Below are 25,974 nucleotides of genomic sequence, written 5' to 3'. Positions count from 1 at the left end.
CGGCGTGGCGCATCAAACCGGAGGGCCGGAATGCTACCGGGCCACGCCGCCCGTGCCGAACGGCCGGCGCGTCAGAACGCGTGCCGCACGCCCACGGCCAGGCCGGTCTGCGAGCCGTCGAAGGCGGGCAGGCCGCCGGGCGAGCCGCCGCTGGCCGACACGTTCATGCGCGCGCCGTCGTTGCGGATGTGCCCGGCCGTCACGTAGGCCGCCGTGCGCTTGGACAGCGCATAGGTCGTGCGCAGCGACAGCAGGGTCGCCTGGTTGTCGCTGCCGCGGTAGTCCAGCTTGGCCAGCTGCGCCTCCAGCGACAGCGCCGGGGTGACGGCGTAGGCCGCCTCCACGTAGCCGATGTCGCTGCGCCGCGCGATGGCGGTGACGGACTCGTTGTCGCGCCGGATCCAGCCCGCGCCCACCTTCCACGCGCCCAGCTTGGCGTAGGCGGTGGCGAAGAGGCGCTGGTCGTGCAGGTCGCTGGAGGTCAGCCCGGCCGTGGCCGAGGAGCCCGCGCCGCCGCGCTGGCGGTCCCACGCCAGGGCGCCGCCCCAGCCCTCGGTGTCGTACTTGAGCATGGCCGAGGCGGCGCGGCAGGCCTGCTTGTCGGCGGCGCTCTCGCCGCCGCAGGCCGTGCCGCCCGGCGCGGCGCCGATGTCGCGGCCCAAGCTGTAGTTCAGGCCCGCGCTGAAGGCGCCCCAGCGGCCCTGCCAGGCGATGGCGTTGTCAAAGCGCGCCTGCGGGATGTAGGGGTCCAGCGAGCCCACGCCGTAGATGTTGGGGCCGAAGATGCCCGCGTCCAGCATGGACAGGTAGAAGTAGCTGTACTGCCGCCCCAGCGTCACCTGGCCCCAGCCGGGGCCGGCCAGGCCGACGAAGGCCTGGCGGCCGAACAGCCGCCCGGACTGGTTGAGCCCGCCCGTGTCCGGGCCGAAGCCGGACTCCAGCGTGAAGATGGCGCGCAGGCCGCCGCCCAGGTCCTCGCTGCCGCGCAGGCCCCAGCGCGAGGGCAGCGTGGCCGTGATGTTGGGCATGCGCGTGAGCGTGCCGCCGTTGGCCGCGCCGCCGGTGGGCGCCACGTGGTTGAGCCGCTCGACGGCCACGTCGATCAGGCCGTAGAGCTGCACGCCGGCAGGCGCCTGCGCCTGCGCCTGCGCGGCGCCGGCCGCGGCGGCCAGGGCCGCGGCGGCAATGAGGGTGTGCTTGTTCATGTCTCCTCGTTCCCTTCCTTTGGTTGTGGAACTGCATCGGCTGCGCGTTGCACGGGCAAGCGCAGGCCTCCTTCACCTGAGACGCAGCAGCCGCGCCGCGTTCTCCTTGAAGATGAGCGGCTTGACTTCAGGCTTGAAGCCGGCCTCGTCGAAATCCTTCATCCAGCGCTCCGGCGTGATGAGGGGGTAGTCGCTGCCGAAGAGCATGCGGTCCTTGAGCAGCGAGTTGGCGTACTGCACCAGTTGCGCCGGGAAATACTTGGGGCTCCAGCCGGAGAGGTCTATCCAGACGTTGGGCTTGTGCAGCGCCAGCGACAGCGCCTCGTCCTGCCACGGCCAGCTCGGGTGGGCGATGACGATCTCGATGTCCGGCCAGTCGATGGCCACCTCCTCCAGCAGCATGGGGTTGGAGTTGGCGAGCTTCAAACCGCCGCCGCAGCGCATGCCGCTGCCGATGCCGGAGTGGCCGCTGTGGAAGATGGCCGGCAGCTTGTACTCGGCGATGACCTCGTAGATGGGCCAGGCCATGCGGTCGTAGGGCAGGAAGTCCTGCACCGTCGGGTGGAACTTGAAGCCCTTGACGCCCTCTTCCTCGATCAGCCGCCGCGCCTCGCGCGCGCCCATCTTGCCCTTGTGCGGGTCGATGCTTGCGAAGGCGACCATCATGTCCGCGTTGTCGCGCGCGGCCCGCGCGATCTCCTCGTTGGGAATGCGCCGGCGACCGAGCTTGGCCTCCGAGTCCACCGTGAACATCACCAGGCCGATGTTGCGCTCGCGGTAGTAGGCCACCGTCTCGGCGATAGTCGGCCGCTTGCCGTTCTTGAAGTACTTGTCGGCGGCGCGGTCGTACTCCTCGGCGTAGTTGTCGAAGGGGTTCCAGCACGACACCTCGGCGTGCGTGTGGATGTCTATGGCGATGAGCTTGTCGAGGTCCATGGGTGTCTCGGGGGAATGCACGGCCCGCCTTGGGGCAGGCCGTGCGAGGTTGATCACTGGCAGCTGAAGCTTTCAGCCGCCTCCAGGCTGCCGCTGCCCTTGTAGCGCGCGACCTGCGGGTAGGGGCACAGCGGGCGGGTGCGGTCCGCGGCCCAGCTTGCGGGCACGTCGGCGTTGACGCCGCCGCGCGCCGAGGCCACGACGGCCTGCGGCGCCTGGCCCTGCTCCACCCACTTCACCAGCGGCGTGAGCATGTCGAACTGGTCCGTGGCCGGGCCGCCGGAGCAGTGGCCCATGCCGGGCACGCGGTAGAGCCTGGCGAAGCTGCCGGCATCGCCGCCGTTGCTGGCGCGCAGGCCGTCATACCAGGCGGCGGTGTCGTTGACCGAGAAGATCGGGTCGCCCACGCCGTGGTAGACCATCATCTTGGCGCCGCGGTTCTTGAGCGCGCCCAGGTCCGTCGGATTGGGCGGGGCCATGAAGCCCATGGCCGACTCGGCATAGACCCCGGCCGTGGCCGTGATGCCCGCGGCCAGCGCATCGATGCTGGCGCCCAGCGCGAAGGCCGCGCCGTCGAAGCCGGCGGCCGCTTGCGGCGGCGTGTTGAAGATGAAGGCCACGGCGCCCGCGTCGCGCTGCAGCGGCGAGGCGAACTCCCAGGAGGCGATGCCGCTGCCGGCGATGCCGCTGTCCCAGGGGAAGCTGGCGTAGATCGGGGCGCCGGTGCTGGTGGTGGCGCCGGCAAAGATGGAGGCCACCACCGTCTTCTGCGCGTCGCTCAGGCAACTGCCGTCGCGCCCGCCGCTGCCGCAACTGGGCACGTCGCGCGCCAGGTTGAAGGCCGCCTGGCAGGCCGCCGTGTCCTGCACCAGGCCGTCGGCGGCGCCGTCCAGCGCATCGCACTTGGCCAGCACGGCGCGGCCCACGAGCTGGCGCTCCGCCAGCGTGAAGGCCGTTTCCAGGCCCGCCGGCGTGGCCGGGTCGTTGGGCGCGGCCACCAGCGAGGCGTAGCGCTGCCCGCCCCAGATGCTGGCCACCGCCGCCTTGGGCAAATTGAAACCCGGCGCACCGGCGAGGTAGCCGTCGTACCAGTCCGGGTGCCGCGCCGCGGCCACGAAGGTGTGGCGCCCGCCGTTGGAGCAGCCGCCGAAGTAGGAGCGGTCCGGCGCCTTGCCGTAGGCGCGGCGTATGGACTCCTTGGCCATGGGCGTGAGCTTCTCCACGGCCTGGTAGCCGTAGTCCAGCCGCGCCTGCGGATCGATGCCGAAGGTGGGGTCGGTGTTGGGCTGGTGGCCCGCGTCCGAGCTGATCACGGCAAAGCCCTGGACCAGCGCGCCGGTGAGCGGCCCGCCGCCCAGGGCGCCCGCTGCGGGCACCACCGCGCCGTCCATGCCGCCGTTGGCCTGGTAATAGAAGCGCCCGTTCCAGGCCTTGGGCAGGCGCAACTGGAAGCCGACGGCGTAGCTGCGGCCGTCCACCGTGCTGGTGCGCTGGGCCATGTGGCCTTCCACCAGGCAGTGCTCGGGAGCCGGCGTGCTGGCCGTCAGCACCGTGCCGGCCGCGACCGTGCTGACCTTGTCGATGACGGTGCCGGCCTGCCCCGCCAGCTTGGCGCCCAGCTCGTCGCAGCCGCCCGCCAGCGCGGCTGGGGTGGCGGCGGCCAGCTGCGGCAGCGCATGGGCCGTGTCGGCGGGAACGGGCGCGGCGTCATCGCCGCTGCCGCCGCAGGCGGCCAGCGACAACAGCGCCAGCGCGCCCAACCCCAGCGGCAAAGCGGGTCCGATAACGAAAGGCTTGGTACGCATGGGCAACGAGGTCTCCTGTGCTGTTGTTGGACTTCATGCCGCGCCCGGAACGGCCCTGGAGACTCCTGGGCAACGGCATATGCTTAAGTTTATTAATCATTCAGAGTCCGCATCACCGGGATTCCCCTAACCCGTCCAGCCCACATTCACAACTATGACTGTGTATTCAGGGAAAACACCAAGATCACCACCCGTCAATTTGCTTAAGACTATTAACCATCAACGCACCACACCGAACAACCATGCATCCCGACTTCACCCCCGCCGCCGGCCTGCTGGCCGATCTGGACCTGCTGCACGTGGAAACCTGCGGCCCCGTGCTGCACGTGCGCCTGATGCGCCCGGCCAAGCGCAACGCCATCAGCGATCCGCTCATCCAGCAGTTGCACACCGTGTTCATCAACCTGCCGCAGGCCACCCGCGCGGTGGTGGTCAGCGGCGAGGGCGAGCACTTCTGCGCCGGGCTGGACCTGTCGGAGCTGGTGGAGCGCGACATCGGTGCCGGCGTGCAGCACTCGCGCATGTGGCATGCGGCCTTTGACGCCGTGCAGTTCGGCCGCGTGCCGGTCGTGGCCGCGCTGCATGGCGCGGTGGTGGGCGGCGGGCTGGAGCTGGCGTCGAGCTGCCACATCCGCGTGGCCGACGACTCGGCCTACTTCGGCCTGCCCGAGGGGCAGCGCGGCATCTTCGTGGGCGGCGGCGGCTCGGTGCGCATTCCGCGCCTCATCGGCGTGTCGCGCATGACCGACCTCATGCTCACCGGCCGCGTCTACGACGCCGACGAGGCCCAGGCCGTCGGCCTGGTGCAGTACCGCGTGGCCGAGGGCCAGGCGCTGGACAAGGCCGTGGAGCTGGCCCGCCGCATCGCCACCAACGCCCCCATGAGCAACTACGCCGTCATGCACGCGCTGCCGCGCATCGCCGACCAGTCGCAGTCCGAGGGCCAGTTCACCGAGAGCCTGATGGCCGCCGTCGCCGAGAGCACGCCCGACGCCCAGGAGCGGCTGCGCGCCTTCCTGGAAAAGCGCGCCGGCAAGGTGCTCAAGGGCTGAGCCCGCACGCCCCCCACACTGAGACACGAGGAGACAAGCCATGAGCATCCTGGCCAAGTACCGGGCGGCGCGTGTCGGCGGCTGCCTGAGCGCGACCATCGAAGAAAAGCAAGGCGGCGTGCTGGTGCTGCGATCCACCGAGCCGCTGCAGCCCTATCCCGCGCGGCTCACCGACCGGCTGGAGCGCTGGGCCCGCGTGGCGCCCAACCGCACCTTCGTCGCCAAGCGCGACCCGGCGATGGGCGGCGATTGGCGCCGCATCACCTACGCGCAGATGCTGGAGCTGGCCCAGCGCGTGGGCCAGGCGCTGGCGACCCGGCCGCTGTCGGCGCAGCGCCCCATCGCCATCCTGTCGGACAACGACCTGGAGCATTTCATCCTGTCCACGGCCGCGCAGTGGGTGGGCGTGCCCTACGTGCCCATCTCGCCCGCGTACTCGCTGGTGGCCACCGACTTCGCCAAGCTGCGCCACATCTTCAGCGTGACCACGCCCGGCCTGGTCTTCGCCGCCGACGCGCGCTATGCCAGGGCCATCGAAGCGGTCGTTGGCGAGGACGTGGAAGTGGTGCTGGCCGAAGGCAGCCTGGAAGGCCGCGCCGTGACGCCCTTCTCCGCCCTCACCGCCACCGAGCCCGGCACCCGCGAGGAGCTGGCGCATGCCGAGGTGGGGCCGGACACCATCGTGAAGTTCCTGTTCACCTCCGGCTCCACCAAGGCGCCCAAGGGCGTGGTCAACACCCAGCGCATGATGTGCGCCAACCTGCAGATGGCCACGCAGGCCTACCCCTTCCTGCAGGACGAGCCGCCCGTGCTCGTGGACTGGCTGCCCTGGAACCACACCTTCGGCGGCAACCACAACGTGGGCATCACGCTCTACCACGGCGGCACGCTCTACATCGACGACGGCCGCCCAACGGCCGCCGGCATGGCCGAGACGCTGCGCAACCTGCGCGAGATTTCCCCGACCATCTACTTCAACGTGCCCCGCGGCTTCGACGAGATCGCCGCCGCCATGGACACGGACGAGCAGCTGCGCAAGACGCTCTTTGCCCGCGTGAAGCTGTTCAAGTACGCCGGCGCCGTGCTGTCGCAGGCGACTCTCGACAAGCTGCACGCCCATGCCGAGGCCACCGTCGGCGAGCGCATCCTGATGATCACGGGCCTGGGCATGACGGAGACGGCCCCGTCCTGCACCTTCGCGCTCAACAAGGAGCTGCAGACCGGCCACGTCGGCCTGCCCTGCCCGGGCGTGGACGTGAAGCTGGTGCCGGTGGCCGACAAGGTGGAAATCCGCTTCCGCGGGCCCAACGTCATGCCCGGCTACTGGCGCAACCCGCAGCAGACGGCCGAGGCCTTCGACGATGAAGGCTTCTATTGCACCGGCGACGCCGTGAAGTTCGTGGACGCGACGGACCCGCAAAAGGGCCTGCTCTTCGACGGCCGCATTGCCGAGGATTTCAAGCTCTCCACCGGCACCTTCGTGAGCGTGGGCCCGCTGCGCTCCAAGGTGATGCTGGCCGGCGCGCCTTGCGTGGCGGACGCGGTGGTCACGGGCCTGAACCGCGGCGAAGTGGGGCTGATGGTGTTCCCGCGCCTGGACGAGTGCCGCAAGCTCGCCGCGCTGCCTGCGGGCACGCCGGCACCCGAGGTGCTGCACCACGCGGCGGTGCGCGACTTCTTCCAGCGCCTGGCCGACCGGCTGTGGGCCGAGGGCACGGGCAGCGCCAGCCGCGTGGCGCGGCTGCACGTGCTGGTGGAGCCGCCCTCGCTGGACAAGGGCGAGGTCACCGACAAGGGCTCCATCAACCAGCGCGCCGTGCTCGCCACCCGCGCGCCGCTGGTGGAAGCGATGTACGAGGGCTCGGACCCGTGGTTGATCGTGCCGCGGCGGTGAGGGGGTGATGGGGAACTGCTGCGGCACGCCTTGGATGAACCCTCGTAGGCCGTCAGCAGATGCGCCCCGCCCCCCACTTCGTCATTCCCGCGAAGGCGGGAATCCAGGCGGCCCCCAGGGAGGCCGCAAGCTGAGCGGCAGGCCTGCCGGGTTCTTGGGTTCAACGTGCCTGCAAGGCCGCTGCGCTCCGGCTTGGGGCCGCCTGGATCCCCGCCTTCGCGGGGATGACGAAGCAGTAAACGCAGCGATGCCGGCGTCGGCTGCCCCCACGCAGACGACAGCCCACACGAGCAACGGCCGACACAAAGAACAGCCAGCCCAAAGTCGCACCAACAAGGAAACAAGCACATGGACATCCACGGACAAGCCGCTCTCGTCACCGGCGGCGGATCGGGCCTCGGCGAGGCCACCGCGCGCGAGCTCGCCCGCTTGGGCGCGCAGGTGGCGGTGCTGGACGTCAACGAGGCCGGCGCCAAGCGCGTGGCCGCCGACATCAACGGCCTGGCGCTGCACTGCGACATCACCGACGAGGCCAGCGTCGTCCGCGCCCTGGCCATGGCCCGCGAAGCCTTCGGCCCCGCGCGCATCCTCATGAACGTGGCCGGCATCGGCGGCGCCAAGCGCGTCATCCAGCGCGACGGCTCGCCCGCGCCGCTGGCCGACTTCGAGCGCACGGTGCGCGTCAACCTGGTGGGCACCTACAACGTCGTGCGCCTCTTTGCCGCGCAGGCCGCCAAGCTGGAGCCGCTGAACGCCGCGGGCGAGCGCGGCGTCATCGTCAACACCGCCAGCGTCGCCGCCTTCGACGGCCAGGTCGGCCAGGAGGCCTACGCCGCCTCCAAGGGCGGCATCACCGCCATGACGCTGCCGCTGGCGCGCGACCTCGCGCAGTGGGGCATCCGCGTCATGACCATTGCGCCGGGCCTGTTCGCCACGCCGCTGCTGCAGGAGCTGCCGGCCGAGGTGCAGCAATCGCTGGCCGCGTCCATTCCCTTCCCCAAGCAGCTTGGGCGCCCCGAAGAGTTTGCCCAACTGGCCGCGCACATCGCCGCCAACGGCCACCTCAACGGCGAAGTCATACGGATAGACGGCGCGCTGCGCATGGCGCCGCGCTGACGGCGCAAGCGCTCCCCACACCGAAGCCCAAGGCCCCAAGCCCAACACCTCACGGCTCTGCGGCCACCCCGGCACCCCCGGCACCCAAAACCACACCAACAGGCCGCAGCAGCGGCCGGCCACTACTCAGGAGACTTGACCATGACGCTGGATCGCAGACAGTTCCTCGCCGCCACCGCCGGCGGCAGCCTTTCCCTGCTGGGCCTGCTGGGCCTGCCGCGCCTGGCGCAGGCGCAGACGCTGGTGGAGCAGACGCGCGTGCTCTGCGGCTTCCCCGCGGGCGGCACGACCGACGCCGTCTCGCGCCGCGTGGGCGAGCGGCTGCGCGGCAGCTTCGCCAAGATCTCGCTGGTGGAGAACAAGCCCGGCGTGGGCGGGCGCCTGGCCGTGGAGGAGCTCAAGCGCAGCGCGCCGGACGGCACCACGATGCTCCTGTCGCCCGCGTCGCCCATCACGCTGTACCCGCACATCTACAAGAGCCTGAGTTACGGCATCAACGACTTCATCCCCGTCTCCACCGCCTGCAGCATCAACTTCGCCCTGGCGGTTGGGCCGGCCGTGCCCGACAGCGTCAAGACGCTCAAGGACTTCCTGGCCTGGGCCAAGGCCAACCCCTCCAAGGCCAGCTACGCCACGCCGGGCGCGGGCACGCCCAACCACTTCGTGGCGGCGCTGCTGGCCAAGGAAAGCGGCGTGGACCTCAACCACGTGCCCTACCGCGGCTCCGCCCCCGGCGTGCAGGACCTCGTGGGCGGCCAGATCGCCGCCATGAGCTCGCCCATCGGCGACCACCTTCCCTACATCAAGAACGGCAAGGTGCGCGTGCTGGCCACCTCCGGCGCGCAGCGCTCGCGCTTCCTGCCGGACGTGCCGACCTATGCCGAACAGGGCTTCAAGTCGCTGGTGATGCAGGAGTGGTACGGCTTCTTCCTGCCGCTCAAGACGCCGGCCGAGGTGGTCAACCGCGCCGCGGCGGCCATCAAGGCGGCCGTGTCCACGCAGGACACGATAGACGCCTTCGCCCAGCTCGGCCTGGAAGCCGGCGCCAACACGCCGGAGGACATCGCCCGCGCCGTGCGCGAGGAAAACGCCGCCTGGGGGCCCATCGTCAAGAAGGTGGGGTTCACGCCGGAGGCGTGAGTCGCGGACGGTGCGAAGGCGCTTCGCACCCTCGTCCGTCGTGCCCGCGAAAGCGGGCATGACGGGGCAGAGGGCGAAGCGCCCTTGCTGACGGCAGACGACATCCAACCCGTCTTCTCAGGACCGCCCTTTCCTGTCTCTACACCCCTTCCAACCCCTCCAGGACCCACCGTGACCGACGCCCTTCGCGACACCCGCTTCGTCCTGCAGCACCTGCTGCAGGCCCCAGCCGCACTGGCGGCGCTGCCGCCTTATGCCGAGGTGGACGCCGACCTCATCTCCCAGGTCGCCGAGGCTGCCCACGAGTTCTGCAACGGGCTGCTCGCGCCGCTCAACGCCGCGGGCGACCGCGAGGGCTGCCACCTCGAAGGCGGCAACGTGCGCGCGCCCACCGGCTTCGCCTGGGCCTGGAGCGAGTTCGTGGAAGCCGGCTGGCCGCTGCTGGCCTGCCACCCCGAGGACGGCGGCCAGGGCCTGCCCCACGTGGTGGACGCCGTGCTGCACGAGGCCGTGAGCGCCACCAACCCGGGCTGGGGCATGTACTTCGGCATCCTGCACGGCGGCTATGCCTGCCTGCACGCCCACGGCAGCCCGGAGCTCAAGGACCGCTACCTCGCCGACATCGCCGCCGGGCGCAGCCTGGTGACCATGGCCCTGACCGAGCCGCAGGCCGGCAGCGACTTGGGCGGCTGCCGCACCCGCGCCACGCCCCACGACGACGGCAGCGTGCGCGTGGAAGGCACCAAGATCTTCATCTCCGGCGGCGACCACGACCTCACCCACCAGATCGTTCACCTCGTCCTGGCGCGGCTGCCGGACGCCGCGCCCGGCTCGCGCGGCCTGAGCCTCTTCCTGGTGCCCAAGTGGCTGCCGGACGGCACCCGCAACGCCGTGGTGGTGGAGCGCATCGAGGAGAAGATGGGCCTGCACGCCAGCCCGACCTGCGTGCTGCGCTTCGACGGCGCCACGGGCTGGCGCGTGGGCGAGGCGGGCCGGGGCCTGAACGCCATGTTCGTGATGATGAACGCCGCCCGCATCAACGTCGGCCTGCAAGGCGTGGGCGCCGCCGCGGCGGCGCTCGCCCAGGCACAGAGCTACGCGCTGGACCGCGCCCAGGGCGGCGCGCCCATCCTGCGCCACGCCCCCGTGCAGCGCCTGCTGGCCCACACCCGCGCCTGGACCGAGGGCGGCCGCATGCTGGCGCTGTGGACCGCCCTGCGGCTGGACGAGGCCCACGCCCACCCCGAGCCCGCCGAGCGCGAGCACGCGCTGCGCGAAGCGTCGCTGCTCACCCCCATCGTCAAGGCGCTGCTTACCGCCCAAGGCTTCACTTCCGTCAGCGACGCGCTGCAGGTGTTCGGCGGGCATGGCTACGTGTCGGAATGGGGCGTCGAACAACGCCTGCGCGACCTGCGCGTGTCCCTGCTCTACGAGGGCACCAACGAGATCCAGGCGCTGGACCTGTGGCAGCGCCGGCTGCTGCCGGACCACGCCCAGGCGCTGGCCCGGTTGCTCGACCGGCTGCTGGAACGCGTGGCGTCGCCCTGGGCCGCGCCCGCCGCGGCGGCGGCCGAGCGGCTGCTGTCCAGCCTGCGCGCCGTGATGGACGCCGACGCCCCCGCCGGCCTCGTGGCCCCGGCCGCGCTGCGCGGCTGCGGCCTGGCGCTGCTGGGTGCGCTGTGGGCCCGCGCCGACGACGCGGCCGCGCATGACGGCGAGGCCGCCTTCACCCGCCGCAAGCAGGCCACGGCGGCCGTGTACTTCACGCAATTGCTGCCGGAGCTGGACGCGTTGCTGGCGCAACTGGACGCCCTGCGCCGCGACCCGCGCGCGGCAGCGGATACGCTGGCGCTGGCCGCGGGCGCGGCCGACGGGGCCGGCGACTTCTGAGCCCACACGCCAACGGCCCGCCGCCGGCCCCGCGGCGTTGATCCACCGGCGCGCAAGGAGACCCGCCATGCAGGCATGGACGCTCAAGGACACGGCCCTGGACCCGGCCGAGGCGGCGCTGGCACGCGCGGTCGCCGCCGTGGGCCGGCCCAGCTTTGCCGCCGACACCCTGGCCGGGCTGGACGAGGCGGTGGGCGCCGCCTCCTGGGCCGTGTACCGGCTGCATCCGCGCCGCGCACCCCGGCTGCATTGCGCCGCCAGCCGCGGCGTGCCCGACAGCACGGGCGAATGCTTCGCCATCTACCGCGACGCAGGCCTGTACCGGCGCGACCGCAGCTTCGACGCCGTGCGCGCCCAAGGCGGCGCCCAACGCGCCGTGATGCTGCGCATGCACGCCGACGAGGCGCCCAGCGCCGACCACCGCCAAGCCATCTACCTGCGCCACGGCATGGCCGAGCGGCTGTCCGTGGCGCGGCTGGAAGCCGACGGCTCGCTGCTGGCCGTCAACCTCTACCGCCACGCGCCACATGCGGGCTTCACGGGCGACCACGTCGCCCGCTTCGGCCGGATCGCCCCGCTGCTGCTGGCCGCCGTGGCGCGGCATGCGTCGTGGCAGGGCGAGCAGGCGGTGGCGGACGGCCCTTTCGCCGCCCTGCCCGCGCCCGCCGCCGCGCCCACGCACCGCGAGGCCCTGCGCCGGCGCTGCGACGCCCTCACCCCGCGCGAGCTGGACGTGCTGGAGCGGCTGCTGCGCGGCATGACCTACGACGGCATCGCCGCCGACCTCGGCCTGAGCCTGGCCACCGTCAAGACCTACCGCGCGCGGGCCTTCGAGCGGCTGGACATGCGTTTCAAGAGCGAGCTGTTCGCCGCCTTCATGGCCGCAGCCGCTGCCTGAGCCTCAAGCCAGCCGATACAAGTCCAGCACCACGCGCCTCGCCTCGCGCTGGCCCACGGCGATGGCCATGGTCTTGTTCAGGTGCGCCCAAGCCGGCGCGCCGGTGGTGAAGCGCACGAGGGTGCGAAAGAAATACTCGTGCGGCGCCACAGCCTCGCCGCGTGCCAGCCGCGCCATCACTTCCGCTGGGCCATGGCGCAGCCCGTCGCTTTGCACCTCCACCAGGCTGCCGTCGTCCAGGCGCAGCACGTAGTGCGCGGCGATCTGCAGCACGCCGTCGGCGCGCAGCACCTGCCAGTCCACGCCGCCGGGCACCAGCTCGCCGTTCATCTCCGGCCCCCGCACGGTGCCGCCGCCCAGCGGTACGTAGCGGCGCTCGCCGCCCGGCGCGGGACCCAGGCTCACCAGCGCATCGACCTCGCAGGTGATGCGGCACAGCGGCGTCAGCGCCGGGGCGCTGGGGAAGGAGACATCGGCGGGCTGGGACATGGGGGTGGCGGGGTGTCTGGTGCGGTGCGCCATGCTGGCGCAGGCGCTGCCCGCCGGCAGTCCACCCAGAGGATGACAGGCAGGCCTTTCCTGTCGTCCTCTGGGATGACAGCCCCGCCGCCGTCCGCCCAACACACTGGCGCACATCAAGAAGACCCGGAGACACCCGCCATGCGCCGCCGCCACCTGATGCTGAGCCTGGGCGCGCTGGCCCTGCCCCCGCTGGGGGCGGCCGCGCAAAGCCCGCTGAAACTCGTCGTGGGCTTTCCGCCCGGCACCGGCCCCGACGTGCTGGCCCGCACCTTGGGCCAGCAGTTGGGTGAAGTGATGAAGCAGCCCGTGGTCATCGACAACCGCGCCGGCGCGGGCGGGCAGATCGCCACGCAGGCCGTGGCCAAGAGCGCGGCCGACGGCAGCACGGTGCTGTTGGGCGAGGTGGGCTCCATCGCCATCGCCCCGGCGGCCTACAGCAAGCTGCCCTACGACCCGGCGCGCGAGCTGCTGCCGGTGGCCGAGGTGGTGCGCTCGGACTTCGTCCTGGTCGTGCCCGCCGGCTCGCCCGCGCAGGATTTGAAAGGCTTTCTCGCCGCCGCCAAGGCCAAGTCGGCCGGCGACCGGGTGAACTTCGCCACCTTCGGCGCCGGCACGCCGGGCCACTTCGGCGCCGAGCTGCTGGCCGAGCAGGCGCAACTGCGCATAGAGCCCGTGCACTACCGCGCCACGGGCGACGCCATCACGGCGCTGGTGGCCGGCGACGTGCAGGCCGCCTTCGTCTCCACGGCGCTGGCCGTGCCCCAGGTCAAGGGCGGCAAGCTGCGCGCGCTGGCCACCACCGCCGCGGTGCGCTCGCCGCTGCTGCCGGACGTCGCCACCTTTGCCGAGGCGGGCTGGCCCAAGCTGGACTTCTCGGCCTGGTTCGCGCTGTTCGTCCCGGCGGGCACGCCTGCGGCCGTGGCCGATCAACTGGGCCGCCAGGCCGTGGCCGCCGTCCAGGCGCCGCAGGTGCGCCAGAAGCTGCAGGAGGCGGGCTTCACCGTCACCGGCCTCACGCGCATGGAAACCGAGCGCGTGGTCAAGGCGGAAACGCAGCGCTGGGCCGGCATCGTGAAGGCCAGCGGGTTCAAGGCGGACTGAGGCGCCGCGGCGCAGGGCTGCGGCGGCGCTCCTGCGCTTTCCCTGAACGGCCTCACGCCTGCGGGTACAGCCCCCGCACCCGCCCAAACAGCCGCGTGAGGCCCAGCAGCGCGCTCACGTTGGGCGTGGGCACCCCCAGGCGCTGGCCCATCTCGTGCACGGCGCCCACGATGGCGTCCAGCTCCAGCGCGCGGCCGGCCTCCACGTCCTGCAGCATGGACGTCTTGACGGCCCCCAGCCTGGCCGTGACGGCGTGGCGGTCCTCGGGGCTTTGGGCGACGGCGCAGCCCAGCCGCTCGCCTATGGCCGCCGCCTCGCGCATGGCCGCGGAGCAGAAGTCGCGCACCAGCGCATCGGCCAGCACGCGGTCCACGGTGGCACCGGTGAGCGCGCTCACCGGGTTCATGGTCAGGTTGCCCCAGAGCTTGAACCAGGCGTCAAAGCGCACGTCGGCCGAGTGCGTGGCGTTGAAGCCGGCGCGCGCGAGCAGTTGCACCACGCCCTCGGCACGCTCGCTGCGCCCGCCCCGGGGCTCGCCCACGATGAGCCCGTCGCCCATGCGGTGCACCACCAGCCCCGGCTCGCTGGTGAAGGTGCTGGCGTGCACCACGCAGCCCAGGACCTGATCGAAGGGAATGGCGCGGGCGACCACGCCGCCCGGGTCCACGCTGCGCAGCGGCTCCTCGAATCCCGGCCAGCCCTGGCAGAACCACCAGGGCACGCCGTTCATGGCCGGCAGCACCAGCGTGCGCGGGCCCAGCAGCGGCGCCAGCCCGCGCGCAACCCCGGTCAGCGCCGGGCCCTTCACGGCGATCACCACCAGGTCCTGCTCGCCCAGCTCGGCCGCGGCCTCGCTGGCCCGCGCCGGGCCCGTCACGGCACCAAGGGCGGTCTGCAGCCGCCAGCCGTGCGTGCGCAGCGCCTGCAGCGTCGCGCCGCGCGCCAGCGCGCTCACCTCCACCTCGCCCGCCGCCGCCAGCCGCGCCCCGATCAGGCCGCCTATGGCGCCCGCGCCCACGATGCACACCTTCCTCATCTCCATGGCCTCCTGCTGGTCCGTCCCAGGGCGTGCTTATACCGGCCGCAAGCGCGCCGGCACTGCAGGCCTAAGTGTTTACCTTAATCGTCGACATTTTTGTCGACAATGCTTTTGACACTTTTGTCGACAGCACCTAGATTTCAGCCACGGCCTGTGTCGACGTCCGGACACTTGCAGTGGGCACGGGCCGCCTGCCTTTCAAGACCAGTGCGCGGCCACCCCGGTACGAACCCCCGCCGGCACGCGCCCAAACCACCGGAGACGAACGATGCAAGCCCCCACGGCGGCAATCGCCAACCCAGCGCTGCAGCCCACCAAGGTGCGCTGGAAGATCTTCTTGATGATGTTGTTTCTCATCTCGATCAACTACATCGACCGCGCCTCGCTGTCGGTGGCCATGCCGCTGATCGCCAAGGAGTTCGACATCGGCCCGGCCACGCAAGGCCTGCTGCTGAGCTCCTTCTTCTGGACCTATGCCCTCATGCAGATTCCCGGCGGCATGCTGGCCGACCGCTTCGGCCCGCGCGTGGCCATTGCCGGCGCCACGCTGGGCTGGGGCTTCTTCCAGGCCATCGCCGCGGTGTGCACGGGCTGGGTCAGCCTGCTGGTGACGCGGCTGGGCCTGGGCGCGGCCGAGGCGCCCATCTACCCGGCGGGCGGCAAGCTCAACGGCATCTGGATGACGCAGAACGAACGCGGCCGCGGCGCCACGCTGCTGGACGGCGGCGCGCCGCTGGGCGCGGCGCTGGGGGCCATCCTGATCTCGGGGCTGATCGCGGCGCTGGGCTCGTGGCGGCTGGCCTTCGTCATCGCCGGCGTCGGCACCGTGGTGGCCGGCTTCTTCGCCTGGAGCTACATCCGCAACCACCCGCGCGAGCATCCCGGCGTGAACGAGGCCGAGGCCCACTACATCGAGGCGTCCCACGCCGAAGATGCCGCCAATGCGCCCAAGGCCACCAGCGGCCGCGTGCTCGACTTTTTCCGCTACCGCTCGGTGTGGGGCATGTTCTTCGGCTGGATGTGCTTCAACGCCCTGTTCTACGGGCTGCTGACCTGGATGCCCAACTACCTCGCCAAGGTGCACGGCTTCGACATCAAGCAGATGGGCGGCGCCGTGTTCATCATGTTCTTCTCGGGCTTCGTGGGCGAGATGTTCGGCGGCTGGATCGCCGACAAGTGGCGCGCCGCCGGCGCCTCGCAGAGCAAGGTGCTGCGCACGCTGTTCGGCATCGCCTCGGTGGTTGCGACCGTCTCCATCTACATGGTGGCGCAGATCAAGGACCCGGTGGCCGTGGTGGCGCTGCTGTCGGTGACGCTGTTCTTCCTGCGCTGGTGCGGCCTGTTCTGGTGCGTGCCGTCCATCCTGGGCACGCGCGACCGCGTGGGCTTCCTGGGCGGCACCATGAACCTGGGCGGCAACTGCGCCGGCATCGGCGTGCCCATCATCGTGGGCCTCATCGTGCAGGCCACGGGCTCCTACTTCATGGCGCTCATGCTGTTCGCGGCGGCCGGCGCGGGCCTGTTCGTGTGCTCGACGCTGCTGATCGACTACAGCAAGAAGATTCCGGTCTGAACCAGGAGGCACGACGATGAAACCCCTCTTCCTGCAAGCCGCCCTGGCGTTCGGCCTGGGCCTGGCCGCCACGGCGCCGCGGGCGCAAACCAACCCGGTGGACTTTCCCGCCGCGGCACCCGAAGCCGTCGGCATGGACTCCGCCAAGCTGGTGGACCTGTCGCAGTGGCTGCGCCGCGACAAGCTGGCCGTGCGCAGCCTGCTCGTGGTCAAGGACGGCAAGCTCGTCTTCGAGCGCTACGGCGACCAGCTCCAGCGCGGCCACAACTACGAGCTCTACTCCATCACCAAGAGCGTGAGCTCGCTGCTGGCGGGCATGCTCGTGCGCGACGGCCAGCTGTCGCTGGACGACAAGGCGGCCGACGTGGTCGGCCGCTGGCGCCCGCCCCTGGCGGCGGGCTTCGCCGACAAGCGCGAGGTGACGCTGCGCCACGTGCTGTCCATGTCCAGCGGGCTGCACTACGACTTCAAGCCCAAGGACGATCCCATCTACTACGGCGCGCCGGACCGCCTGGCGCTGGCGGCCGGCACGCGCCAGAAGGAGGCGCCCGGGCGCAGCTTCGAGTACACCGACATCAACCCCGTCATCGCCGCGGCCATGCTCAGCGCCGGCGCCGGCATGCCCGTCGAGCAGTACGCCCGCCGCGCGCTGTTCGAGCCCCTGGGCATGGTCAACGCCGCCTGGGAGCGTGCGGACGACACCGGGCTGGTCTCGTCAGGCTGGGGCCTGCGCCTGCGCCCCATGGACATGGCCAAGATCGGCCAGCTGGTGCTGGACCAGGGCCGCTGGCAGGGGCGGCAGCTCGTCCCGCAGGCGTGGATCCAGCAGATGACGACGCCGCACGCGGCGCCGGACTTCGGCTACTACTGGTGGGTCAACCACATCGTGCGCGGCGAGCCCGAGGTGGACGCCATGGGCTTCAAGGGCCAGTTCATCGCGGTGCTGCCGCAGCGCAGGACGGTGGTGGTGATGACGAGCATGCTCTCCATCGCCGGCGGCCTGCGCGACGCCGACAACGTCAAGACCTTCAGAAGCGTCGTCAACGACTACGTGCTGCCCGCCATCGAGCGCGGCGCGCAGGACGGCACCGACGCCAACGCGCTGCAGCGCGAGCTCGACCTGGCGCGCCAGGCGCCCACCGAGCCCGGCACCAGCGCCGACCCGACCGACACGCCGCGGCTGTAAGCCCCGCCATTGCCAACGCAACAGCTCACCATGAACCAACGCTACCGCATCGGGGTGCTCACCCCCTCCTCCAACACCGCCCTGGAGCCGCTGACCAGCGAGATGGTCTCGCGCGTGCCCGGCGCCTCGGCGCACTTCGCGCGCTTTCCCGTCACCGAGATCTCGCTGCGCGACGCGGCGCTGCGCCAGTTCGACGACAGCAAGATCCTCGAAGCCGCGCGGCTGCTGGCCGACGCGCGGGTGGACGTGATCTGCTGGAGCGGCACCTCGGCCGGCTGGCTGGGCTTCGAAGCCGACGAGCGGCTGTGCAGCCGCATCGCCGAGGCCACCGGCATCCCCGCCACCACCTCGGTGCTGGCGCTCAATGAGGCGCTGCAACTGCGCGGCGCGCGCACGCTCGGCCTGGTGACGCCCTACGTGGCCGAGGTGCAGCAGCGCATCGTCGCCAACTACGCGGCGCGGGGCATCCAGTGCGTGGCCGAGCGCCACCTGGACCTGCACGTCAACTTCCGCTTTGCCGAGGTGTCGCCGCAGACGCTCACGGAGCTGGTGTGCGAGGTGGCGCGCGACAAGCCCGACGCCATCACCACCTTCTGCACCAACCTGCGCGCGGCGCAACTGGCCAGCACGCTGGAGGAGCGCACCGGCGTGCCGCTGTACGACACCGTCTCCACCGTGGTGTGGAAGGCGCTGCGCATGGCCGGCGCCGACACGCGCGCGCTGCGGGGCTGGGGCAGCCTCTTCGACGAGTCGCCGCGTCACGGCGCCGCCCGACGCGGTGCCCAACGCTTGCCCTTTTTCAAGAGCCAAGACCATGGATTCCCAAGCCTTTGATCTGGTGATTCGCAACGCGCGCATCGCCACGGCCAGCGACTGCTTCGAGGCCGACATCGCCGTGCGCGACGGGCGCATCGTGCAGCTGGGCCTGGCGCTGCCGCCCGGCGCACGCGAGCTGGACGCCGCCCACCGCTGGGTCACGCCCGGCGGCGTGGACGCGCACTGCCACCTCGACCAGCCCATGGAAGCGCCGGTGCGCATGGCCGACGACTTCGACAGCGGCACCCGCGCCGCGGCCTGCGGCGGCACCACCACCGTGATCCCGTTTGCCGCGCAACAAAAGGGCCAGTCGCTGCTGGCCGCGGTGCAGGACTACCACCACCGCGCCGAAGGCCGCGCCCACGTGGACCACGCCTTCCACCTCATCGTGAGCGACCCCACGCCGCAGGTCTTGAACGAGGAGCTGCCGCGGCTCATCGCCGAGGGCTACACCTCGTTCAAGATCTACATGACCTACGACGACCTCAAGCTCGACGACGGCCAGATCCTGGACGTGCTGGAGGTGGCGCGCCGGCACGACGCCATGGCCATGATCCATGCGGAGAACGCCGACTGCATCGAGTGGCTGAGCAAGCGGCTGGAGGCCAGCGGCCGCACCGCGCCGCGCTTCCACGCCCACGCGCGGCCGCTGCTGGTGGAGCGCGAGGCCACGCACCGCGCCATCGCGCTGTCGGAGCTGGTGGACGTGCCCATCATGATCGTCCACGTCTCCGGCCGCGAGGCGGTGGAGCAGATCCGCTGGGCCCGCGCGCAGGGGCTCAACGTCTTCGCCGAGACCTGCCCGCAATACCTCTTCCTCACCGCCGAGGACCTGGGGCTGGACGACAACTACCTGGGCGCGCGCTGCGTGTGCAGCCCGCCGCCGCGCAACCGCGCCAACCAGGACGTGATCTGGCGCGGCCTGGCCGACGGGCTGTTCACCATCTTTTCCTCCGACCACGCGCCCTTCAGCTACGAAGGCACGCAGGGCAAGAAGCCCGGCGGCGAGGAGGTGGCCTTCCGCCACATTCCCAACGGCATTCCGGGCATAGAGACGCGGCTGCCGCTGCTGTACTCCAAGGGCGTGCTGGAGGGGCGCATCACCATCAACCGCTTCGTGGAGCTGACCTCCACCAACCCCGCCAAGGCCTACGGGCTGCACCCGCGCAAGGGCACCATCGCCGTGGGCGCCGACGCCGACCTGGTGGTGTGGGACGAGTCGCCGCGCACCATCGCCAACACGCAACTGCACCACGCCGTGGACTACACGCCCTACGAGGGCATGGAGTTGCAGGCCTGGCCCGCGCTCACCCTGGCCGGCGGCGACGTGGTCTGGGACGGCCGGCAGTTCCACCCCCGCCCCGGCGCCGGCCGCTTCCTGCGCCGCGGCCGCCCAAGCCTGCTGCCCAAGCGCAGCGCCGCGGCCTGAGCGCCGCCGTGCCTCCAGCCAAGGACACCGCCATGAAGCTCCTGCTCATCAACCCCAACACGTCCCAGAGCGTTTCGGACCTCATAGAGGCCGAGGCCAGGCGCGCCGCCGCGCCCGGCACCGAGGTGCGCGTGCTCACCGCGCCGCTGGGCGTGGCCTACATCGAAACGCGCTTCGAGGCCCTCATTGGCGCCTACGCCGCAGCCACGCTGGCGGCCGAGCACTGGCGCGAGCACGACGCCATCGTGGTGGCCGCCTTCGGCGACCCGGGCCTGGCGGGCCTGCGCGAGGCGCTGGACATTCCCGTGGTGGGCCTGACCGAGGCGGCGCTCATGAGCGCCTGCATGCTGGGCCAGCGCTTTTCCATCATCGCCATCTCCGCGCGCATACAGGCCTGGTACCGCGAGACGGTGCAGGCCAACGGGCTGCTGGACAGGCTGGCCAGCATCCGCAGCCTGGACCAGCCGCTGCGCGACATCGCCACGGTGCAGGAGGACCACGCCGAGCGGCTGCAGGCGCTGTGCCGCTCGGCCGTGGAGGACGACGGCGCGGACGTCATCATCATCGCCGGTGCGCCGCTGGCCGGGCTGGCGCGCACGATCCGGCAGCGCATTCCCGTGCCGGTGGTCGACGGCGTCTCCAGCGCCGTGAACCACGCGCAAAGCCTGGTGTCGCTGGCCCCGGTGCCCGCGCGCCGCGGCAGCTTCGCGCCGCCGCCCGTCAAACCCAACCAGGGCCTGAGCGAGGCCCTGGCGCGGCTGCTGGCCGGCAGCCACCGCCCGTGAAGCTCGTTTGCCGGGACTGCGCGAGCCCCACCTCACCCCCGTCCCTAAAATCCGACGTGATGCCATCCAAAGCCACTGCGCGCGCCGAGGCCGCCGGCCGCGAACACACCTTCGACGAGATCGTTGAAAAAATCTCGGCGGCCATCCTGGAGCACCGGCTGGTGCCCGGCACCAAGCTGGGCGAAGACCGGCTGGCCACCATCTTCGGCACCAGCCGCGCCAAGATCCGCGAGGTGCTGGCGCGGCTGGCGCACGAGCAGGTGGTGGAGCTGGTTCCGCAGCGCGGCGCCTTCGTCGCCAAGCCCACCATAGAGCAGGCGCAGGACGTGTTCGAGGCCCGCCGCCTCATAGAGCCCGGCGTGCTGCGCCGCCTGGTGGCGACGCTGGACGACGTGAAGCTGCAGCGGCTGCGCCGCCACCTCGACCAGGAAGCCGACGCCCGCCGCCGCGAGGACAAGCGCGCCATCGTCCGCCTGTCGGGCGAATTCCACACGCTGCTGGCCGAGCTGGCCGGCAACTCGGCCCTGGCGCGCACCATGCGCGAGCTCTCCACGCTGACCTGCCTGATCATCTCGCTCTACGACGCGCCCACGGCCACGAGCTGCCGCGCCGACGAGCACGAGGAGATCGTGGCCGCGGTCAAGCGCGGCGACGTGGAGTCCGCGCAGTCGTTGATGCTGCACCATCTCGACCACATCGAGAGCAGCCTCAACTTGGGCGGCAGCGCGGGCGAGGCGGACCTCGAAAGCATCTTCGCGTGAGGGCCGCGCCATGAAGCTGCTGCGCCACGGGCCGCCCGGCGCCGAGCGCGCCGGTGCGCTGGACGGCCAGGGCCGCCCGCGCGACCTCTCGCTGCTGGTGGAGGACATCACGCCCCAATGGCTGTCCCCGGACAAGCTGCGCGCCCTGGCCGCCATAGACCTGGAGCGCATGCCGCTGCTGCCCGCCGACACGCGGCTTGGGCCGCCCGTGGGCGGCGTGCGCCAGTGCATCGCCATAGGCCTTAACTACCGCGACCACGCCCGCGAAGCCGCTCTGGAGGCGCCCACGGAACCCATCGTGTTCAACAAGGCCGTCACGGCCCTGGCCGGCCCAAACGACGAGCTGCCGCTGCCGCCAGGCTCCACGGCCACCGACTGGGAGATCGAGCTGGCGGTGGTGATGGGCACGGCCGCGCGCCGGGTGCCGGCGTCGCAGGCCCTGTCGCACGTGGCCGGCTACTGCCTGGCCAACGACGTGTCCGAGCGCGACTGGCAACTGCGCCGCAACGGCCAATGGACCAAGGGCAAGAGTTTCGACGGCTTCGGCCCGCTTGGGCCCTGGCTGGTGACTTGCGACGAGATCCCCGACCCGCAAGCCCTGCCGCTGCAACTCGCGCTCAACGGCACGGTGATGCAGCGCGGCAGCACGGCCGACATGATCTTTCCCGTCGCCCACCTCGTGGCCTACCTCAGCAGCTTCATGACGCTGCAGCCCGGCGACGTGGTGCTCACCGGCACGCCCGCCGGCGTGGGCATGGGCCGCCAGCCGCCGCGCTACCTGCACCGGGGCGACGTGCTCACCCTGGACGGCGCAGTGCTGGGCACGCAGCGCCAGCGCGTGGCCTGAAGCCCCCGGCGCGGCCCGCGGCTGCCGCCGCAGCAGCGTTCCAGCCCCAAATTGCCTCTTTTTGAGGCACGGCGAGTCAACGCCTGTGAAATCAATCACTTGGCGCCGCCGCCTGCAGGTACACCACAGAGTTATCCACAGCAGCGGGGGGTAAGTGCCGCGCGGTGCGGACGGCAGGAATGGACGGCATAAGGCCCGCTCTTCCGGGCACCGGCCAAGTGACCCACCGGTCACACTGGGGGGCTGAGCATCCGCCCGGCCTGGGGAGCGCGCGCTGGCGCGCCCGGCGGCTGATGGAGTCCGCCACCCTGAATAGCCCGCATGTCCGCAGAAATTCCAGACCGGTCCACCTCCCTGCCCGCCAGCCCAACCGGGGCCCTGACGCGCCTGGCGCTGTGGCGGCCCGCCGCCTGGGTGGCGGCACTGGTGGTGATGGCGCCGCTGCTGTACGTGCAGGCCTGGAGCGGCGGCGCGCTGGACGTGGCGCTGCCGCAGGCCGAGTTCTTGTCGCTGCACACGCTGCTGGAGGTGGTGGCGGTGGTGGTGAGCATGTCGGTGGGCCTGACCGCCAGTTGCGTGCTCGACCAGCGCCGGCGCGCCATGAGCCGCGCGCTGGGCGCGGCTTTCATCGCCGTGGCCGTGCTGGACCTGCTGCACCTGCTGTCCTTCGCGGGCATGCCGCATTTCGTCTCGGAGAACACGCCGCACAAGTCCATCGTGCTGTGGCTGCTGGCGCGCTTGCTGGGGGCGGTCGCGCTCATCGCCTGGTGCTTCCCGCGCGCGGCGCAGGGCGTGGGCGCCCACGCGGCGGCGCGCGCCGTGCTGGCGGGCGTGGCCCTGAGCCTGGTGCTGGGCGTGCTGGCGGTGTTCCGGCCCGAGCTGTTCCCGCACACCTTCGTGCCCGGCCAGGGGCTCACGACGCTGAAGCTGGCGGCCGAGGGCGCCATCATGGCCCTGCTGGCCGTGGCGCTGGGGGTGCAGCTCCTGCGCATGGCGGCCATGCCGCCCCCGCGGCGCGCCGACCACGCGCCGCTGTGCGACGCACTGCTGCTCATGCTGCTGGGCGAGTGCTTCTTCGTGATCTACGGCGACCGCATCACTTCCGCGACCAACCTGCTGGGCCACGTCTACAAGGTGCTGGCCTACGGCTGCCTCTACCGCGTCATGTTCCTGCAGCGCGTGAAGCGCCCCTACCTGCGCCTGGAGCAGGCGCGCCTGGAGATCGAGCAGCGCGGCGCCGAGTACCGCGCGCTGCTGGAGCTCGCGCCCGTGGGCGTGGTGGTGATCAACCCGCAGGGCGAGATCCAGCTGGCCAACCGCGCGCTGGAGTCCATGTTCGGCTGGGGCGCGGGCGAGCTCCAGGGCCGTCCGGTGGACCTGCTGCTGCCCGCGCACCTGCACGAGCGCCACGCGCACCACCGTGCCGATTGGGCCAACGGCGACGACGCTGCCGACCGCCGCCTGGCCTCGGTGCCGGGGCAGCGCAAGGACGGCACGCTGCTGGACGTGGAGGTCTCGGTGACGCGCACGCAAATGGCCGGCGGCATGCGCATGACGGCCTGCGTGAGCGACGTCTCGCACCGCCGTGCCCACCAGGCCGAGCTGGAGCACCGCGCCACGCACGACATGCTCACCGGGCTGCCCAACCGCTGGCGCTTCGTGGAGGCGCTGCGGCAGGCCATCGCACAGGCCGCGGGACAGGCCGGCGGCACCGCGGCCGTGGCCATGATGAACTGCGTGGGCTTCAAGCAGGTCAACGAACGCCACGGCGGCAGCGCGGCCGACATGCTGCTCAAGGCGCTGGCGGACCGGCTGGTCGCCACGCTGCCCGCCAGCTGCTTCGTGGCCCGCTTGGGCGGCGACGTGTTCGGCGTGATCGCGCCGCAACTGGCGCCGGCCGAGCTGGCGCGGCAGCTCGCGCAGGCGCTGGCGCCGGGCGTGCGCTGCGGCACGCTGGAGTGGCCGGTGGCGGCGGCCATGGGCCTGGCCGACTGCCCTGCGCACGCGCAGGACGCCGACCTGCTGCTGCGCTGCGCCGACCTGGCGCTGCACGAGTCCAAGCGCCTGGGCCGCGGCCAGACCACGCTGTACGACGCCGCGCTGGGCGAGCGCGCGCGCCAGGCGCTGCGCGTGCACGCGCGGCTGCAGGCCGCGCTGCGCGAGGACGCGCTGTCGCTGCACTTCCAGCCCCAGGTGGACGTGGCCAGCGGCCAGGTGCACGGCTTCGAGGCGCTGCTGCGCTGGACCGACGCGGAGCTGGGCGTGGTGCCGCCGGGCGTGTTCATCCCCGTGGCGGAGGACACCGGGCTCATAGGCGCGCTGGGCGAGGCCGTGCTGCGCATGGCCTGCCGGCAGATGCGGCAGTGGCAGGACGAGGGCTTCACCGCGCGCGTGGCGATCAACCTCTCGCCGCGCGAGTTCCTGCACCCGGGGCTGGTGGCGCGCATCGCGCAGGAGCTGCAGCGCCACGGCGTGCCGGCGCAGCGGCTGTCGGTGGAGGTGACGGAGTCGGCCGTGATCGACGACTTCGCCACCGTGGCCGAGCAGTTGCAGGCGCTGGTGGAGCTGGGCGTGGAGGTGCACCTGGACGACTTCGGCACCGGGCACTCGTCGCTGGCATGGCTCAAGGCATTCCCCATCACGGCAATCAAGATCGACCGCTCCTTCGTGCGCGACATGGCGCAGGACGCCAGCGACGAGGCCATCGTGCGCGCCGTCATCGGCCTGGGCCACACGCTGGGCTGCAGCATCGTGGCCGAGGGCGTGGAAAAGCCGGAGCAGCTGCAGCGGCTGCGCGAGCTGGGCTGCGAGGCCTACCAGGGCTGGCTGTTCAGCCCCGCGCTGCCGGCGCCGCAGGCCGCGGCGCTGCTGCAGCGCTGAGCGGCCAGCCGCCCGCGCCGGGCTCGGCCGCGGGCCGCGGCGCACCGGCGGCCTCGACGCCCGCCTGCCCGCGCCGCAGCGTGCTGGCCGGGTAGCTGAACACCTCGCGAAAGCGCCTTGAAAAGCTGGAGCTGTCGCTGAAGCCGCACTCCAGCGCGATCTGCGACAGGGGCATTTGCGTGTGGCTGGCCAGCCAGTGGGCGTGGCGCAGCCGCAGCCGCACCGAGAACTCGTGCGGGCTCATGCCTATGGCTTTGCGAAAGCGCCGCTCCAGGTGGCGCACGCTGAGGTGGACCTGCTGCGCCACCGCGGGCAGCGGCATGGGGCTGGAGCGGTTCTGCTCCATCAGCCACATGGCCTGGCGCACGCGCTGGTCGGCGGTGCTCTCGGCCAGCTCGGGTTGAGGTTGCGGCGTGCGCGCGGGCAAGGCGCCCTCCTCCAGCAGGATGCGCAGCGCCTTGCCCGCGGCGGCCTTGCCGCAGTGGCGCTCCAGCAGCCAGGCCGCGAGGTGGACGACGCTGGTGCCGCCGGCGCAGGTGAGCCGGTCGCGGTCCACCACGAACATCTCGTGCGACTCCGCGCGCAGCAGCGGGAACTCGCGGACGAACTCCTGATGGTGGTACCAGCTCACGCAGCAGCGCCGGCCCTCCATCAGCCCGGCGCGCGCCAGGACGAAGGCGCCGGTGCACAGGCCCACCAGCGGCACGCCGCGCGCGGCAGCGGCGCGCAGGAACTCGGTGACCGCGGCCGGCACCTTCTGCTCGCCGTGCAGCAGCCCGCCCACCACCACGATGTAGTCGAAGGCCGACGGATCGCCCAGGCGCGCCGTGGGCATCACCTCCACGCCGTTGCTCGCGCGCTGGGGCCGCAGCTCCTCGGCCAGCACGCTCCAGCGGCAATGGATGGGGCGGCTGCGGTCGCCCTCGTCCGCGGCTAGGCGCAAGGCGTCCAGGAAGCCGGAGAAGGCCACCATGGTGAAGCTGGGCGCGAGCACGAAGCCGACGTTGAGCGCGGGACGCGCGGACGGGGCGGGCGCAACAGGCGCAAGGGGCGCCACTGCGCCGCGGTGGAAAGCGTTCATGGGCTGGGTCCTTCAGGC

The 25,974-nt window shown here is 71.8% G+C and carries 21 protein-coding genes; 15 read left to right on the top strand and 6 right to left on the bottom strand.

The features are described from left to right. Positions 1–71 precede the first annotated feature (71 nt). The 3 genes from SM757_RS05975 to SM757_RS05965 all read right to left on the bottom strand — a co-directional run bounded on the left by SM757_RS05975 (position 72) and on the right by SM757_RS05965 (position 3,946). The gene (locus SM757_RS05975; RefSeq protein ID WP_322464768.1) at positions 72–1,205 is read right to left on the bottom strand and encodes a porin; all 1,134 of its coding nucleotides are present in this window, start codon (positions 1,203–1,205) and stop codon (positions 72–74) included. A 72-nt stretch (positions 1,206–1,277) separates the two neighbouring features. Then, a complete protein-coding gene (locus SM757_RS05970) occupies positions 1,278–2,141 on the bottom strand; it encodes an amidohydrolase family protein (RefSeq protein WP_322464767.1) in 864 nt (287 codons plus the stop codon). A gap of 53 nt (positions 2,142–2,194) precedes the next feature. Next, positions 2,195–3,946, bottom strand: coding sequence for a tannase/feruloyl esterase family alpha/beta hydrolase (locus SM757_RS05965; protein WP_322464766.1), 1,752 nt, complete (start codon positions 3,944–3,946; stop codon positions 2,195–2,197). A gap of 242 nt (positions 3,947–4,188) precedes the next feature. On the opposite strand from SM757_RS05965, the gene SM757_RS05960 reads away from it, so the two are divergent. The 6 genes from SM757_RS05960 to SM757_RS05935 all read left to right on the top strand — a co-directional run bounded on the left by SM757_RS05960 (position 4,189) and on the right by SM757_RS05935 (position 11,936). Continuing rightward, positions 4,189–4,998 (top strand): crotonase/enoyl-CoA hydratase family protein, encoded by an 810-nt coding sequence (locus tag SM757_RS05960; RefSeq protein WP_084267613.1) that lies wholly within the window; start codon positions 4,189–4,191, stop codon positions 4,996–4,998. Between the two features lie 40 nt (positions 4,999–5,038). Beyond that, positions 5,039–6,892, top strand: a complete 1,854-nt coding sequence (locus SM757_RS05955) for a feruloyl-CoA synthase (RefSeq protein ID WP_322464765.1) — start codon at positions 5,039–5,041, stop codon at positions 6,890–6,892. Between the two features lie 348 nt (positions 6,893–7,240). Further along, entirely contained in the window at positions 7,241–8,008 is a 768-nt protein-coding gene (locus SM757_RS05950; RefSeq protein WP_066337945.1) for an SDR family NAD(P)-dependent oxidoreductase, read from the top strand. 141 nt (positions 8,009–8,149) lie between these two features. Then, positions 8,150–9,148: a Bug family tripartite tricarboxylate transporter substrate binding protein gene (locus SM757_RS05945; RefSeq protein ID WP_322464764.1), complete on the top strand. Its 999-nt coding sequence runs from the start codon at positions 8,150–8,152 to the stop codon at positions 9,146–9,148. A gap of 171 nt (positions 9,149–9,319) precedes the next feature. Further along, entirely contained in the window at positions 9,320–11,038 is a 1,719-nt protein-coding gene (locus tag SM757_RS05940) for an acyl-CoA dehydrogenase family protein (RefSeq protein ID WP_322464763.1), read from the top strand. A 67-nt stretch (positions 11,039–11,105) separates the two neighbouring features. Further along, entirely contained in the window at positions 11,106–11,936 is an 831-nt protein-coding gene (locus SM757_RS05935) for a helix-turn-helix transcriptional regulator (RefSeq protein ID WP_066337950.1), read from the top strand. Between the two features lie 3 nt (positions 11,937–11,939). Here the strand turns inward: SM757_RS05935 and SM757_RS05930 are convergent, their stop codons facing one another. Further along, positions 11,940–12,425 carry a DUF3237 domain-containing protein gene (locus SM757_RS05930; RefSeq protein ID WP_322464762.1) on the bottom strand — a complete coding sequence of 162 codons (486 nt, stop codon included), beginning with the start codon at positions 12,423–12,425 and terminating at the stop codon, positions 11,940–11,942. Positions 12,426–12,596: 171 nt separating this feature from the next. On the opposite strand from SM757_RS05930, the gene SM757_RS05925 reads away from it, so the two are divergent. Continuing rightward, the gene (locus tag SM757_RS05925; protein ID WP_322464761.1) at positions 12,597–13,559 is read left to right on the top strand and encodes a Bug family tripartite tricarboxylate transporter substrate binding protein; all 963 of its coding nucleotides are present in this window, start codon (positions 12,597–12,599) and stop codon (positions 13,557–13,559) included. A gap of 52 nt (positions 13,560–13,611) precedes the next feature. Here SM757_RS05925 and SM757_RS05920 read toward each other — a convergent pair whose 3' ends face one another. Continuing rightward, complete coding sequence (locus SM757_RS05920; RefSeq protein ID WP_322464760.1) at positions 13,612–14,601, bottom strand: 2-dehydropantoate 2-reductase; 990 nt, start codon at positions 14,599–14,601, stop codon at positions 13,612–13,614. Between the two features lie 265 nt (positions 14,602–14,866). Between SM757_RS05920 and SM757_RS05915 the strand changes: the two genes are divergently transcribed. From SM757_RS05915 to SM757_RS05880, 8 genes are all read left to right on the top strand, one after another. Then, complete coding sequence (locus SM757_RS05915; RefSeq protein ID WP_322464759.1) at positions 14,867–16,171, top strand: MFS transporter; 1,305 nt, start codon at positions 14,867–14,869, stop codon at positions 16,169–16,171. 16 nt (positions 16,172–16,187) lie between these two features. Beyond that, the gene (locus SM757_RS05910; protein ID WP_322464758.1) at positions 16,188–17,357 is read left to right on the top strand and encodes a serine hydrolase domain-containing protein; all 1,170 of its coding nucleotides are present in this window, start codon (positions 16,188–16,190) and stop codon (positions 17,355–17,357) included. Positions 17,358–17,387: 30 nt separating this feature from the next. Beyond that, positions 17,388–18,191: a maleate cis-trans isomerase family protein gene (locus SM757_RS05905; protein ID WP_322464757.1), complete on the top strand. Its 804-nt coding sequence runs from the start codon at positions 17,388–17,390 to the stop codon at positions 18,189–18,191. Next, positions 18,172–19,602: a dihydropyrimidinase gene (gene hydA / locus SM757_RS05900; protein ID WP_322464756.1), complete on the top strand. Its 1,431-nt coding sequence runs from the start codon at positions 18,172–18,174 to the stop codon at positions 19,600–19,602. The genes SM757_RS05905 and hydA overlap by 20 nt, the downstream gene beginning before the upstream one ends. Before the next feature lie 32 nt (positions 19,603–19,634). Then, positions 19,635–20,387 (top strand): aspartate/glutamate racemase family protein, encoded by a 753-nt coding sequence (locus SM757_RS05895; RefSeq protein ID WP_066337960.1) that lies wholly within the window; start codon positions 19,635–19,637, stop codon positions 20,385–20,387. Between the two features lie 59 nt (positions 20,388–20,446). Beyond that, positions 20,447–21,148, top strand: coding sequence for a GntR family transcriptional regulator (locus tag SM757_RS05890; protein ID WP_066337962.1), 702 nt, complete (start codon positions 20,447–20,449; stop codon positions 21,146–21,148). Between the two features lie 10 nt (positions 21,149–21,158). Next, positions 21,159–21,995, top strand: coding sequence for a fumarylacetoacetate hydrolase family protein (locus tag SM757_RS05885; protein ID WP_066337963.1), 837 nt, complete (start codon positions 21,159–21,161; stop codon positions 21,993–21,995). 321 nt (positions 21,996–22,316) lie between these two features. Further along, positions 22,317–24,875: a bifunctional diguanylate cyclase/phosphodiesterase gene (locus tag SM757_RS05880; protein WP_322464755.1), complete on the top strand. Its 2,559-nt coding sequence runs from the start codon at positions 22,317–22,319 to the stop codon at positions 24,873–24,875. Here the strand turns inward: SM757_RS05880 and SM757_RS05875 are convergent. Then, entirely contained in the window at positions 24,826–25,956 is a 1,131-nt protein-coding gene (locus SM757_RS05875; protein ID WP_322464754.1) for a GlxA family transcriptional regulator, read from the bottom strand. The two genes, SM757_RS05880 and SM757_RS05875, sit on opposite strands and share 50 nt — an antisense overlap. Positions 25,957–25,974 lie beyond the last annotated feature (18 nt).

Source organism: Azohydromonas lata, assembly GCF_034427735.1.
GTDB classification, from domain to species: Bacteria; Pseudomonadota; Gammaproteobacteria; order Burkholderiales; family Burkholderiaceae_C; genus Azohydromonas; species Azohydromonas lata.
Note: the sequence above shows the minus strand (reverse complement) of the source record. Positions and strands in the feature narration are given on the sequence as shown.

Coding starts and splice junctions, on each gene's coding strand:
- SM757_RS05960 (WP_084267613.1), top strand. CDS start 4,189: ATGCATCCCGACTTCACCCCCGCCGCCGGCCTGCTGGCCGATCTGGAC.
- SM757_RS05905 (WP_322464757.1), top strand. CDS start 17,388: ATGAACCAACGCTACCGCATCGGGGTGCTCACCCCCTCCTCCAACACC.
- SM757_RS05880 (WP_322464755.1), top strand. CDS start 22,317: ATGTCCGCAGAAATTCCAGACCGGTCCACCTCCCTGCCCGCCAGCCCA.
- SM757_RS05895 (WP_066337960.1), top strand. CDS start 19,635: ATGAAGCTCCTGCTCATCAACCCCAACACGTCCCAGAGCGTTTCGGAC.
- SM757_RS05890 (WP_066337962.1), top strand. CDS start 20,447: ATGCCATCCAAAGCCACTGCGCGCGCCGAGGCCGCCGGCCGCGAACAC.
- SM757_RS05970 (WP_322464767.1), bottom strand. CDS start 2,141: ATGGACCTCGACAAGCTCATCGCCATAGACATCCACACGCACGCCGAG.
- SM757_RS05930 (WP_322464762.1), bottom strand. CDS start 12,425: ATGTCCCAGCCCGCCGATGTCTCCTTCCCCAGCGCCCCGGCGCTGACG.
- SM757_RS05955 (WP_322464765.1), top strand. CDS start 5,039: ATGAGCATCCTGGCCAAGTACCGGGCGGCGCGTGTCGGCGGCTGCCTG.
- SM757_RS05910 (WP_322464758.1), top strand. CDS start 16,188: ATGAAACCCCTCTTCCTGCAAGCCGCCCTGGCGTTCGGCCTGGGCCTG.
- SM757_RS05920 (WP_322464760.1), bottom strand. CDS start 14,601: ATGGAGATGAGGAAGGTGTGCATCGTGGGCGCGGGCGCCATAGGCGGC.
- SM757_RS05875 (WP_322464754.1), bottom strand. CDS start 25,956: ATGAACGCTTTCCACCGCGGCGCAGTGGCGCCCCTTGCGCCTGTTGCG.
- SM757_RS05950 (WP_066337945.1), top strand. CDS start 7,241: ATGGACATCCACGGACAAGCCGCTCTCGTCACCGGCGGCGGATCGGGC.
- SM757_RS05915 (WP_322464759.1), top strand. CDS start 14,867: ATGCAAGCCCCCACGGCGGCAATCGCCAACCCAGCGCTGCAGCCCACC.
- SM757_RS05935 (WP_066337950.1), top strand. CDS start 11,106: ATGCAGGCATGGACGCTCAAGGACACGGCCCTGGACCCGGCCGAGGCG.
- SM757_RS05965 (WP_322464766.1), bottom strand. CDS start 3,946: ATGCGTACCAAGCCTTTCGTTATCGGACCCGCTTTGCCGCTGGGGTTG.
- hydA (WP_322464756.1), top strand. CDS start 18,172: ATGGATTCCCAAGCCTTTGATCTGGTGATTCGCAACGCGCGCATCGCC.
- SM757_RS05975 (WP_322464768.1), bottom strand. CDS start 1,205: ATGAACAAGCACACCCTCATTGCCGCCGCGGCCCTGGCCGCCGCGGCC.
- SM757_RS05885 (WP_066337963.1), top strand. CDS start 21,159: ATGAAGCTGCTGCGCCACGGGCCGCCCGGCGCCGAGCGCGCCGGTGCG.
- SM757_RS05945 (WP_322464764.1), top strand. CDS start 8,150: ATGACGCTGGATCGCAGACAGTTCCTCGCCGCCACCGCCGGCGGCAGC.
- SM757_RS05925 (WP_322464761.1), top strand. CDS start 12,597: ATGCGCCGCCGCCACCTGATGCTGAGCCTGGGCGCGCTGGCCCTGCCC.